The following is a 12,208-nucleotide window of genomic DNA, read 5'->3' as shown; positions in this document are numbered from 1 at the left end:
GATCTTGAGGACGCCATCGCCGGCAAGCCGGCTCCTACAGGTGAGTGGTGTTATTTCTTCAGGTGTTGCTTCAGTTCTTCAGACGCTTGCAGCATTGCGGAGCGAACCGCCGGCACCTGGCTCACCACATTCAGCAAACCATAATCGTGAATCATGCCGTTGTAACGCACCGCCGTGACCGGCACACCGGCCTCATCCAGTTTGCGCGCATAGGCTTCACCCTCATCGCGCAGCACATCAGCCCCGGCCGTCTGCACCAGCGCAGGTGGCAAGCCCTTGAGTTGTGCGGTGGTCGCCCGCAGCGGTGAAGCGTAGATCTCGTTACGTTGCTTGGCGTCGGTGGTGTAGTTGTCCCAGAACCACTTCATCATGTTTTTAGTGAGGAAGTGTCCCTCGGCAAACTGGTTGTAAGACGCCGTTTCAAAGCTTGCGTCGGTCACCGGCCACAACAGCACCTGGAACTTGATCGCCGGGGTGCCTTTGTCTTTGGCCATCAGCGCAACCACGGCCGCCATGTTGCCGCCGACACTGTTACCGGCCACGGCCAGTCGCTTGCCATCGACGTTGATCTCTTTGCCGTGCTCGGCCACCCATTTAGTGGCCGCGTAAGCCTGGTTGATCGCCACCGGGTAATGCGCTTCCGGCGAAGGGGTGTAGTTGACGAACACCGCCGCTGCCCCCGAACCCGTGACCAGATCCCGAACCAGCCGCTCGTGGGTCGGGAAGTCCCCCAGCACCCAGCCGCCGCCGTGGAAGAACATGAACACCGGCAGCTCGCCTTTGACCCCGGCCGGCCGGACGATGGTCAGGCTGAGCGGTTGGCCGTCGACTTGAATGGTCTTCTGGCTGACGTCCGCTTTTGGCAGCGTCAGTTTCACCCCGGCTTGCGCGCCGACCAAAATGGCCCGGGCATCTTTCGGTGAAAGCTGTTCCATCGGTTTGCCGGTGCCGGCATTCAGGACATCGAGGAACGCCTGGGTGTTGTGTTCAACCCCGTCGCCCGCGAATGCGCTGTGGATGGACAGGGCGAGAAGGGTACCGGTCAAGACTTTGCTGAAAGTGTTCATGTTGGTTTCCTGTTCGGTCTTGGAGTCGACGGTTAGACAGTCACGTGCAGGCGCACTTCGACGTTGCCGCGGGTGGCGTTGGAGTACGGGCAGACCTGGTGGGCCGCGTCGACCAGGGTTTGCGCATCGGCTTGTTCAAGACCCGGAAGGCTGATGTGCAGGTCGATGTCCAGACCGAAGCCGCCAGGAATCTGGCCGATGCCGACGTGGGCAGTGATCGAGGCGTCGGCCGGGATGCTGCGTTTGGTCTGGCTGGCAACGAACTTCAGTGCGCCGATGAAGCAGGCCGAGTAACCGGCGGCGAACAGTTGTTCCGGGTTGGTGGCCGCGCCGCCAGCACCGCCGAGTTCTTTCGGGGTCGCGAGTTTGACGTCGAGGATGTTGTCGCTGGAAACCGCACGACCGTCACGGCCGCCAGTGGAGGTTGCGATTGCGGTGTAGAGAGTTTGCATGATGTAGGCCTCGTTTCAGGTTTGGGTGATTTGCGCTAAATGTTTGCGCGCTAAGTAAGTGCGAGATGAATGTATCGCGCTAATATTTAGCGCGCAAGATAAATTTTTAAAAAAATCTCAGGAAAGGGAAAGAGCCGTGGAGGGAGTATTAGCGAAAGAGTTGATCTAGAGCTGTCGAAGCAGTTTTTTTCGACGCAGATTTTTTTCAGGAGGGGCGAAGGCGAGCCAAGGCAGCAAGAACACCGCAACCCTGTAGGAGCAAGCTTGCTCGCGATAGCGGCCTGTCAGTCAACCTCACCGCTGAATGACACACCGCAATCGCGAGCAAGCTTGCTCCTACAGGGATCTTCGGTGTCCGGGAGGTTAGAGGCTGTCCTGCAGATTGCTGCGCAGCACTTGCAGCTCCGCTTGCAGTTTTTGCAACCGCTCAAGCGTCATGCCGCTGGCGCCGAGGATGCACTGGGGCACGCCGCGCGCCTTGTCCCGCAACGCGCGGCCCTGTTCAGTCAGCTCGACAATCACCACTCGCTCGTCCTCGCGGCTGCGGGTGCGGCTGAGCAAGCCTTCGACTTCCAGGCGCTTGAGCAACGGGGTCAACGAGCCGGGATCGGTCAGCAAGCGCGTGCTGATTTCGCCTACGGTCAAACCGTCCCGTTCCCACAACACCATCATCGCCAGGTACTGCGGATAGGTCAGGCCCAGCGCTTGCAGCAGCGGCTTGTAGACCTTGGTCATCAGCAGTGAAGTGGAATGCAGGGCGAAGCAGGCCTGGTTGTCCAGCAGCAGGTCGTCGCAGTTATCCGTGGTGTCGCGTTCGGTGTTCATCTCAAAGCCTTGATCAGTGATCTTCATGAATCTAGCGGGCGAATCTTTAATGCGCCAGATAATTCTGACCTAGTGCCGGTCCAGATTGGTTCGCAGCGCCAGATCCCACGGCGGGACAGGGCTGAAGCGGACTTTCAGGTACTCCAGCAATAAACGACTCCTCGGGTTGGGTTGCTGCTCCAGACGCAACGCATAGATGCCGGTGGTTTCCGGCGGTGGCAGGCCGTGTTCACAGAACAGCGGCAGCAGTTCGCCGCGCAACAGGTATTCACTGGTCAACCAGGTCGGCAAGTGCGCGATACCGAGCCCGGCCAGCGCACCGCAGACCAGCGCCTCGGCATTGTTGGCGCTCATGCGGATGCGCCCGGGACGATGCAAATGCATTTCTGCGTTTTGCTCGAAACGCCAGGCAAATGGCGGCGCCAGGCCATCCCAGTCGAGGCCGTCGTGATCACTCAACTGCGCCGGATCGGTTGGCACGCCACGGCGTTGAAGGTACGCAGGGCTGGCGCAGGCGATGCGCACCATGCTCGCCAGCGGCGTGGCCACCAGTCGGGTGTCGGCCATTTGCCCGGCACGCAGCACCAGATCGACCTTGCCCAGATTCAAACCCTGCATGTCGACAAAACTGTCGATCAGGTGCAGTTGCACGTCGAGTCCGGGGTAGAGCATCAGAAAATCAGCGATCACCGGCGCCAGATGCCGTCGGCCGAACGCGGCCGGCGCGTCGATCCGGATCAAGCCTTCCGGCGCACTGCTCAGGGACACCGCCTCGGCGCGGGCCAGTTGCAATTCCGCCACGATCCGCCGCGCACGCTCGGCAAACGCCACGCCGGCCGGGGTCGCGCGGACGGCATGGGTGCTGCGAATGAACAACTGGCTGCCGACCGCGCTTTCCAGGCTATCGATGCGCCGCGCCACGGCCGAAGGGGTCAGTGGATGACGGCGAGAGGCAGCGGAAAAGCTGCCGGTTTCCAGCACGTCGAGGAACAGCCCGAGTTGTTCGGTCAATTGATTAGGGTTCATGGTGTATCAATGCTTATGCGAAGTTGGCACAGCCATTGTGCGTTGCTGTGCGTTTCCCCGCCAGCGCCGACTGCGTAGGATGAATGGCCTGAGAAAAAAGGAAATCGGCCGTGATCGAGTTTTTGATGTACCTGGTATTTGGCGCAGCCCTGGGAACCCTCGGCGGCTTGTTTGGCATTGGCGGCGGTCTGATCGCGATTCCATTGCTTGGCGTGTTGTTCGGTCTTGATCAGCAAATTGCCCAGGGCACCGCGCTGGTGATGGTCGTCCCTAACGTGATGCTGGCGCTATGGCGTTATCACCAGCGCAACAAAATCGAAATGCGTCACGCGCTGCCGCTGGCCTCGATGGGGTTTTGCTTTGCCTGGATCGGCTCCATCTGGGCGGTGGGCATTGATGCGCAAACCATGCGCATCGGGTTTGTCGCCTTCCTGATCGCGCTGTCGGCCTACAACCTGTTGCGAATGTTCTACGCCAATGCGCCGGCTTCTTCGCAGATGAATTACGCCTGGCCATGGCTGGGTGTGCTCGGCGCGGCGTCCGGGACCATGGGCGGATTGTTTGGCGTGGGCGGGGCGGTGGTGGCAACACCGGTGCTGACCAGCCTGTTCGGCACCAGCCAGGTGGTGGCCCAAGGGTTGTCGCTGGCACTGGCATTACCCAGCACGGGCGTCACGCTGGTCACCTATGCCGTGCATCATCAAGTGGACTGGATGATCGGCGTGCCGTTGGCCGTGGGTGGACTGCTGAGCATCAGCTGGGGCGTGAAGATCGCCCACGCCATGCCGGAGCGCCTCTTGCGCGGGTTGTTCTGTGGCTTCCTGGTGCTGTGTGCGGTGATGCTCGCGTTTAAAGTTTGAAGCCGTCGATGATGTGTTCGGCCAGGCATTCGGTAATCGGTGACGGATTGTGCAGGTTGCGCACCAGCATGATGCTGGCTTCAGGCAGCAAGGGCAGGTCTTCGGCGTCACCGAGAATGCGCATGTCCGGGGTGATCAGGCTTTCCAGTTGTGCGGTGACGGCCAGGCCGGCGCTGACTACCGCCATGATCGCCGACAGGCTCGAACTGTTGTAGGCAACGCGGTAGTCGCGACCCATCGCGTCCAGCGCATTGCAGGCCCACAGCCGGCAGAAACAATCACTGTTGAACATCGCCAGCGGCAACGGTGTCTGCTCGTGGGCGCTGTAGCATTGTGCCTCGGCCCAGACGAAACGTTCCTTGCGCAGCAACTGGCCGATCTCGTTGCCCGGCTCGCGGGTAACGATGGATAAATCCAGATCCTGGCGTAGCAGCAATTGTTTTGATGATTCGCAGTGCACCTCGATCTGGATCAGCGGATATGACTGGGCGAATCGCCGCAGAATCCCCGGCAGAAAACGCATCACGTAATCGTCCGGCGTGCCGATCCGCACCGTGCCGACCATGTGCGGTTCGCGCAGGGTGTTGAACACCTCGCTGTGCAACTTGAGGATGCGCCGGGCGTAACCCAGCAGCACCTGGCCTTCAGCGGTCAGCCGCACCTGGCGGCCGTCGCGCTGGAACAGTTGGCGCTGCAACACGTCCTCTTCCAGCCGCTTCATTTGCATGCTGACGGCGGATTGCGTGCGGTTGACCAGCTCCCCTGCGCGGGTGAAACCGCCCTGATCGGCGATGGCCACAAAGGTGCGCAGCACTTCGGTGTCGATACTTGGGAAGGCGGACATACATCAATCTCCGAGATGTATTGCATAAGAAACATTCGTTGGATTGATCTTAGCTCTGGCGTGACACTTGAGCCATCCCAAACGGAGGGCAACAAGATGAAAGGTCAAAAAGGTTATGTCGAGGTAGAGAAACATTCCATCCACGTCGTCTCGGATTTACTGCACAAGATCAGTCGCTGGTACGAATTGCACCGTGAACGCGAGTTGTTGGCGGGCATGAGCGACGAAGCGTTGAAGGACATCGGGCTCAGTCGTGCGGATGTCGAGCACGAAACCGTGCGCCCATTCTGGGATGACCCGATGCACAAATGAGTAAGCCACAACTACACAAACCGTCTCCCGGTGAGGTAGGTTGCGAGCAGACAAGGAGATGCTCATGCCCGCAACGCTGTCCTTTTCCATCAAACAGGCTCGACGCCTGGCGCTGGCCGCCCAAGGGTTCAACGGGCGCCAGCCGCCAGCGGCGATCAAAGCGGTACAGCTCAATCGCCTGATCGAGCGGCTGGGCATCTTGCAGATCGATTCGGTCAATGCGTTGGTGCGTTCGCACTACCTTCCTTTGTTTTCCCGCCTCGGCAATTACTCATCCGACTTGCTCGACCAGGCTGCCTGGAGTTCGGGCCGGCGACGCACGCTGTTCGAATACTGGGGTCATGAGGCCTCGTTGCTGCCGCTGTCGATGTACCCGTTGATGCGCTGGCGCATGCAGCGCGCGGGTCGTGGCGAAGATATCTATCAGCAACTGGCACGTTTCGGGCGTGAGCAACAGGACACTGTCCGGCGGGTGCTGGCCTCGGTTGAAGAGCTCGGCGCGCTGGGTGCCGGCAGCCTTTCGACCCGTCAGGAGCGGGCAGGGCCGTGGTGGGACTGGAGCGCGGAAAAGCATGCGCTGGAATGGTTGTTCGCCGCCGGGGAAGTGACCGTGGCCGGGCGGCGTGGATTCGAGCGGCTCTATGATTTGCCGGAGCGGGTGATTCCTTCGGCGATTCTGCAGCAGCCGTTGCTCGCGGAGGACGAGGCCCAGCGCGGGCTGCTGTTGCACGCCGCGAATGCCTTGGGTGTGGCGACGGAAAAGGACCTGCGCGATTACTTCCGGCTCAGCCCGGGTGATGCGCGTCCGCGCCTTGCGGAGCTGGTGGAAGCCGGGGAGTTGCTGACCTGTGAAGTTCAGGGTTGGCGGCAACCGGGCTTTTGTTTGCCAGAGCCGAAAGTGCCGCGCAAGGTTGAGGCCAGTGCCTTGCTGTCACCCTTCGATTCGCTGATCTGGGAGCGCAGTCGTACCGAGCGTTTGTTCGATTTTCGCTATCGGCTGGAGATTTATACGCCGCCGGACAAGCGGGTCTACGGCTATTACGTGTTGCCGTTTTTATACAACGAGCGGATTGCTGCGCGGGTGGATTTGCGTGCGGAGCGGGCGTTGGGGCGGTTGGCGGTGCATGCCGTGCATGAGGAAGAGCCGGGGCTGGATGAGGAAGGGATGCTGGCTTTGGCGGTGAATTTGCGGCGGATGGCGGATTGGCTGGGGTTGGAGCGGGTGCAGTTGAATTGCCCGCGGGCGAGTGCGGGGCGGTTGCGGGTGGCATTGGCTCAGATTGAGGGTGACTGAGCTGACGCCTTCGCGAGCAAGCTTCGCTCCTACAGGGGGTCGCGATCCCTTGTAGGAGCGAGGCTTGCCCGCGAAGGCAGCGACACGGTTTACCGACGGACTTGTTTCAGGGTTTCGGCAATAAGGAACGCCAACTCCAGCGACTGATCCGCATTCATCCGCGGGTCGCAATGGGTGTGATACCGATCCGACAGCCCGTCCTCGGTGATCGGTCGCGCACCACCAATGCACTCGGTGACATTCTGCCCGGTCATCTCGATGTGAATGCCGCCGGCATAGGTGCCTTCCGCTTCGTGCACCTGGAAGAACTGCTTCACCTCGCCAAGAATCTGCGCAAAGTCGCGGGTCTTGTAGCCGCTGCTGGCCTTGATGGTGTTGCCGTGCATCGGATCGGAACTCCAAAGCACTTGCTTGCCTTCACGCTGCACCGCGCGGATCAGTTGCGGCAAATGATCGCCAACCTTGTTCGCGCCCATCCGTGCGATCAGGTTCAAGCGACCTGGATCGTTGTCCGGGTTGAGCACGTCGATCAGGCGAATCAAGTCTTCCGGGTTCATGCTCGGACCAACCTTGACCCCGATCGGGTTGTTCACCCCACGCAGGAATTCGACATGAGCGCCGTCGAGCTGACGGGTGCGGTCGCCGATCCACAACATGTGCGCCGAGCAATCGTAGTAGTCGTTGGTCAGGCTGTCGCGACGCACGAAGGCTTCTTCGTAGTTCAGCAGCAGCGCTTCGTGGGCGGTGAAGAAACTGGTTTCGCGCAGTTGTGGCGAGCTGTCCATGCCGCAGGCGCGCATGAACGCCAGGGTTTCATCGATGCGATCGGCGAGGTGGCTGTATTTTTCCGCCAGCGCCGAGTTGGCGATGAAGTCCAGGTTCCACTTGTGCACCTGATGCAGGTCGGCAAAGCCGCCCTGGGCGAAGGCGCGCAGCAGGTTCAGGGTCGCGGTGGACTGGTGATAGGACTGGAGCAGACGCTCCGGGTCCGGCACACGGCTTTTTTCGTCGAAGCCGATGCCGTTGACGATGTCGCCACGGTAGGCGGGCAGGGTCACGCCGTCGATGGTTTCGTCGTTGGCCGAACGCGGTTTGGCGAACTGACCGGCCATGCGCCCGACCTTGACCACCGGGCAGCCCGCGGCGAAGGTCATGACGATGGCCATTTGCAGCAGCACTTTAAAGGTGTCGCGGATTTTCGCGGCAGAGAACTCGGCGAAGCTTTCGGCGCAATCGCCGCCCTGCAACAGAAATGCGCGGCCCTGGGTCACTTCGGCAAACTGACGTCGCAACTCCCGGGCTTCACCGGCAAACACCAGCGGCGGATAACTCGCCAGGGTTTGCTCGACGTGCAGCAAATGCGCCGCGTCGGGGTAGTGGGGTTGTTGCTGGATCGGCAGGGCGCGCCAGCTGTCAGGGCTCCAGGGTTGGCTCATCACGGTCTCGGTTGTTTTACGCTCGGACGTTCATGTTATCAGCAAATTAGTGCGTGACCTGTTCCCGTCGCTTCGCGGACAATCGCGCCTTTGCCGCCTGATGTTGCGGTGCATTGCGTTGCCGGGCCCGGTGACGATCTGGAGACGAAATGACTGAGGAGCGCGTCGAGCATCTGCTCGCCGAGGTACAGGACGAGTTCGGCGTGATTCGCGTGCTGGAAGTGGCCGATTACCGTTTTCTCGAGTTCGGTGATGCCATCGAACAGAGCTGCGTGTTCACTGCCGACCCGAGCTGGCTCGAATACGATTACACCCGTGCCATGCTGATCGGCGCGTTGTGCCACGAGCAACCGGAAAGCGCGCTGTTCCTCGGCCTCGGTGGCGGCACGCTGACCCAGGCTTGCCTGAAGTTCTTGCCGCTGGAAGATGTCGAAGCCATCGAGCTGCGGCCCGACGTGCCGCGCCTGGCCATCGAATACCTGGGGCTGGATGACGACCCGCGGCTGTACATCCGTGTCGGCGATGCGCTGGAACTGCTCGATACCGCCGAGCCGGCCGACCTGATTTTTGTCGACCTTTATACCGATGTCGGGCCGGGCGTCGGGCATCTGGCCTGGAGTTTTCTGGAAAACTGTCAGAAACGCCTGAATCCGGGCGGTTGGCTGGTGATCAACCAGTGGGCCACCGACGATGGCAAACCGTTGGGCGCGGCGCTGTTGCGTGGGCTCTATCACCGGCATTACTGGGAGTTGCCGGTGAAGGAGGGCAATGTGATTCTGCTCGTGCCGTCGGAGCTGGATCAGGAACTGGACATGGATGGGTTGGTTGCGCGGGCCGAAGGGCTGGCGCCACGGTTGGGGTATTCGTTGCAGTCGTTGATCAAGGCGATTCGCCCGGCTACCTGATGTGTTGTTCTTTAGGGCCTCTTCGCGGGCAAGCCTCGCTCCTACAGGGAAAAGCGCACCCTTGTAGGAGCGAGGCTTGCCCGCGAAGACAATATCCGCCTCGCCACAAACCTCAAACCCCTTTGAAAATGCCCGGCCGCTTCTCAACCATCGACCGCACACCTTCCTTCGCATCCTCACTCGCCAACAACTTCTTCACCAGCGGCGGTAACCCCAGCGCCGCGGATGTTTCGCCCTCATAACGCGCCTGCCGCGCCGACATCAACGTCGCCTGTACCCCCAGCGGCGCCTGCCGGGCAATCCGCTCCGCCAGCTCAATCGCCCGGGGCAGCAAATCCTCGCTGGCCATGACTTCCTGCACCAACCCCAGATGCAACGCGTCATGCGCATCGAATTCATCCCCGGTCAGCAACCAGCGCATCGCATTGCCCCAGCCGGCGACTTGATGCAGGCGCAATGTGGCCCCGCCGAACGGGAAAATCCCGCGCTGCACTTCTTTCTGGGCAAACCGGGTGTTACTGGCGCAGAGGTTGATGTCGGCGGCGAGCATCAGCTCAATGCCGATGGTCAGGCAATAACCTTGCGCGGCGACGATCACCGGTTTGCTGACTCGCGGACCCGCGAACACGCCCCACGGATCGCAACCGCCGGGCGGTGCCTGCCAGCCCTCGGCCAGGGCCGAACTGGCGCTGACCAGATCAAGCCCGGCGGTGAAATGCTCGCCATGGCCGAACACCACCGCCACCCGCGCTTCGCTGTCAGCCTCGAACTCACCGTAGGCCAGGCTGAGTGCGTTGAGCAGGTCGAGGTCGAAGGCATTGCGCTTGGCTACCCGATCCAGGCCGATCAACAGGACATGGCCGCGCCTTTCGCAGGTCACACGGCTGGTAACAGGTTGATTCATCGAACAATTCCTCGGGCGGGAAGGGGTTTGAAGGGGTAGGCGAGGCCGCAGGTCCGAGTCACAACGGTGAACCGTTTTAGCGCCATCCCCAGCAGGGCCGGGCCTTTGAAAAATAGACCGTCGCACGATTATCCGCAAAGCCTGTGACACAACGGTGTATCCGTCAGTTTTCCGACAAATAATGCTCCCTTTTTGGGCGAATTCCGGTATAGTGCGCGCCGGCCTTTAACCGGGCCGCGTTTAGGTAGCGCAATTCCCCGAAGTCAGCTTCGGCTGCTCGTCCGCACAGCGGACTCTCCCTTGACGAATCTTTTTCATTCATTCGTTTTCGCAAATCCCCGCCGACAAAGCAGCCAGGGCGACTCTTGAGTCTTACACGGCATGCGCAGCTTTGGAGCATGGGTCTTTGCGGATGCACTTAGAGGCAGACCCATGACCCAGGAAACCGGCGGCTTCGCCGCTTTTAATCTTAATCCGAATATCCTTGCAGCCGTCATTGCGACTGGCTACGAAGAGCCTTCGGCTATTCAGCAGCAATCGATCCCGATCATCATGGCCGGCCAGGACATGATTGGTCAGGCGCAAACCGGTACGGGTAAAACCGCTGCGTTCGCCCTGCCTATCCTGCACTGCATCGATCCTGCCAAGCGCGAGCCGCAAGCCCTGATCCTGGCGCCAACCCGTGAGTTGGCGCTGCAAGTAGCAACCGCTTTCGAAACCTACGCCAAGCAAATGCCAGGCGTTACCGTTGTGGCCGTTTACGGCGGCGCCCCTATGGGTCCACAACTGAAAGCAATCCGTAATGGCGCACAGATCGTTGTCGCCACTCCGGGCCGTCTGTGCGACCACCTGCGTCGCGACGAAAAAGTCCTGTCGACCGTGAACCACCTGGTTCTCGACGAAGCCGACGAAATGCTCAAACTGGGTTTCATGGACGACCTCGAAGTCATCTTCAAGGCGCTGCCTCCAACCCGTCAGACCGTATTGTTCTCGGCTACCCTGCCGCAGTCGATCCGTGCGATCGCCGAGCGTCACCTGCGTGATCCGCAGCACGTGAAGATCCAGACCAAGACTCAGACCGTTACCGCGATCGAACAGGCTCACCTGTTGGTTCACGCTGACCAGAAGACCTCGGCTGTATTGAGCCTGCTGGAAGTCGAAGACTTCGACGCCCTGATCATGTTCGTGCGCACCAAGCAAGCGACCCTGGACCTGGCCAGCGCCCTAGAAGCCAAAGGCTACAAAGCCGCTGCGCTGAACGGTGACATTGCCCAGAACCAGCGTGAGCGCGTGATCGACTCCCTCAAGGATGGCCGTCTGGACATCGTTGTGGCGACCGACGTTGCCGCTCGTGGCCTGGACGTTCCGCGCATCACTCACGTGTTCAACGTTGACATGCCGTACGATCCGGAATCCTACGTTCACCGTATCGGCCGTACTGGCCGTGCCGGTCGCGAAGGTCGTGCACTGCTGCTGGTGACTCCGCGTGAGCGCCGCATGCTGCAAGTGATCGAGCGTGTAACCGGTCAGAAAGTTGCCGAAGTTCGTCTGCCGGACGCTCAGGCTGTTCTCGATGCCCGCATCAAGAAACTGACCAACAGCCTGTCGCCGCTGGTTGGCGATGCCGAATCGACTCACGGTGATCTGCTGGATCGCCTGACTGCCGATATCGGTTGCACGCCGCGTGCACTGGCTGCTGCCCTGCTGCGCAAGGCGACCAACGCTCAGGCGCTGACCCTGGCTGCAATCGAGAAAGAACGTCCACTGGTGCCGAACAACGCACCGCGTGGCGATCGTCCAGAGCGCACCGGTGATCGTCCGGACCGTGGTGATCGCGAGCGTCGTGCTCCGGTTCCATTGGCCGAAGGTCGTGCCCGTTGCCGTACCGCGCTGGGCGCGCGTGACGGTATCGCGGCGAAAAACCTGCTGGGCGCCATCCTCAACGAAGGTGGTCTGGCGCGTGAAGCGATCGGTCGCATCCAGGTGCGTGACAGCTTCAGCCTCGTCGAGCTGCCGGAAGATGGTCTGGAGCGTCTGCTGACCAAGCTGAAGGACACTCGCGTTGCCGGTAAGCAGTTGAAGCTGCGTCGCTATCGCGAAGATTGATCCGCCCCCGGGCTGATTGATCGAACATAAAAAATCCCCGACTGGTTCGGGGATTTTTTTATGCCTGCGAATTGTTAGTCGCTGCCAATCACGCGATTTGCCGCGACCCCTGTAGGAGCCGGCTTGCCGGCGATGGACGCAAAGGCACCGCGTTCATTCAGGCAGCAAGCGTAATCG

The 12,208-nt window shown here is 60.8% G+C and carries 12 protein-coding genes; 5 read left to right on the top strand and 7 right to left on the bottom strand.

From position 1 onward, the window contains the following. Positions 1 to 50 precede the first annotated feature (50 nt). From KGB27_RS29175 to KGB27_RS29160, 4 genes are all read right to left on the bottom strand, one after another. Positions 51 to 1,067: an alpha/beta hydrolase gene (locus tag KGB27_RS29175; RefSeq protein ID WP_008031407.1), complete on the bottom strand. Its 1,017-nt coding sequence runs from the start codon at positions 1,065 to 1,067 to the stop codon at positions 51 to 53. A gap of 32 nt (positions 1,068 to 1,099) precedes the next feature. Next, entirely contained in the window at positions 1,100 to 1,519 is a 420-nt protein-coding gene (locus tag KGB27_RS29170; RefSeq protein WP_008031409.1) for an organic hydroperoxide resistance protein, read from the bottom strand. Between the two features lie 363 nt (positions 1,520 to 1,882). Then, positions 1,883 to 2,344 (bottom strand): MarR family winged helix-turn-helix transcriptional regulator, encoded by a 462-nt coding sequence (locus KGB27_RS29165; protein WP_008031411.1) that lies wholly within the window; start codon positions 2,342 to 2,344, stop codon positions 1,883 to 1,885. A gap of 69 nt (positions 2,345 to 2,413) precedes the next feature. After that, complete coding sequence (locus KGB27_RS29160) at positions 2,414 to 3,370, bottom strand: LysR family transcriptional regulator (RefSeq protein WP_008031414.1); 957 nt, start codon at positions 3,368 to 3,370, stop codon at positions 2,414 to 2,416. Between the two features lie 110 nt (positions 3,371 to 3,480). Here KGB27_RS29160 and KGB27_RS29155 point away from each other — a divergent pair, with 110 nt between their 5' ends. Next, complete coding sequence (locus tag KGB27_RS29155) at positions 3,481 to 4,230, top strand: sulfite exporter TauE/SafE family protein (RefSeq protein ID WP_032828915.1); 750 nt, start codon at positions 3,481 to 3,483, stop codon at positions 4,228 to 4,230. Here KGB27_RS29155 and KGB27_RS29150 read toward each other — a convergent pair. Next, complete coding sequence (locus tag KGB27_RS29150) at positions 4,220 to 5,074, bottom strand: LysR substrate-binding domain-containing protein (protein ID WP_008040532.1); 855 nt, start codon at positions 5,072 to 5,074, stop codon at positions 4,220 to 4,222. The genes KGB27_RS29155 and KGB27_RS29150 overlap by 11 nt on opposite strands. Before the next feature lie 96 nt (positions 5,075 to 5,170). Here KGB27_RS29150 and KGB27_RS29145 point away from each other — a divergent pair, with 96 nt between their 5' ends. Together KGB27_RS29145 and KGB27_RS29140 are read left to right on the top strand one after the other, a co-directional pair. Further along, positions 5,171 to 5,386, top strand: coding sequence for a DUF1127 domain-containing protein (locus KGB27_RS29145; protein ID WP_008031420.1), 216 nt, complete (start codon positions 5,171 to 5,173; stop codon positions 5,384 to 5,386). Positions 5,387 to 5,450: 64 nt separating this feature from the next. Continuing rightward, a complete protein-coding gene (locus KGB27_RS29140; protein WP_223557246.1) occupies positions 5,451 to 6,680 on the top strand; it encodes a winged helix-turn-helix domain-containing protein in 1,230 nt (409 codons plus the stop codon). 89 nt (positions 6,681 to 6,769) lie between these two features. Here the strand turns inward: KGB27_RS29140 and KGB27_RS29135 are convergent, their stop codons facing one another. Continuing rightward, on the bottom strand, positions 6,770 to 8,116 hold the full coding sequence (locus tag KGB27_RS29135) for a class II 3-deoxy-7-phosphoheptulonate synthase (protein ID WP_008031425.1): 1,347 nt from the start codon (positions 8,114 to 8,116) through the stop codon (positions 6,770 to 6,772). Between the two features lie 149 nt (positions 8,117 to 8,265). Between KGB27_RS29135 and KGB27_RS29130 the strand changes: the two genes are divergently transcribed. Beyond that, entirely contained in the window at positions 8,266 to 9,021 is a 756-nt protein-coding gene (locus KGB27_RS29130) for a spermidine synthase (protein ID WP_223557245.1), read from the top strand. Positions 9,022 to 9,133: 112 nt separating this feature from the next. Here the strand turns inward: KGB27_RS29130 and KGB27_RS29125 are convergent, their stop codons facing one another. Further along, positions 9,134 to 9,925 carry a crotonase/enoyl-CoA hydratase family protein gene (locus tag KGB27_RS29125; RefSeq protein ID WP_223481434.1) on the bottom strand — a complete coding sequence of 264 codons (792 nt, stop codon included), beginning with the start codon at positions 9,923 to 9,925 and terminating at the stop codon, positions 9,134 to 9,136. 432 nt (positions 9,926 to 10,357) lie between these two features. Here KGB27_RS29125 and KGB27_RS29120 point away from each other — a divergent pair, with 432 nt between their 5' ends. Further along, entirely contained in the window at positions 10,358 to 12,031 is a 1,674-nt protein-coding gene (locus KGB27_RS29120) for a DEAD/DEAH box helicase (RefSeq protein ID WP_008031432.1), read from the top strand. Positions 12,032 to 12,208: the final 177 nt, after the last annotated feature.

This window comes from Pseudomonas sp. BF-R-01 (assembly GCF_019946615.1).
GTDB classification, from domain to species: Bacteria; Pseudomonadota; Gammaproteobacteria; order Pseudomonadales; family Pseudomonadaceae; genus Aquipseudomonas; species Aquipseudomonas migulae.
Note: the sequence above shows the minus strand (reverse complement) of the source record. Positions and strands in the feature narration are given on the sequence as shown.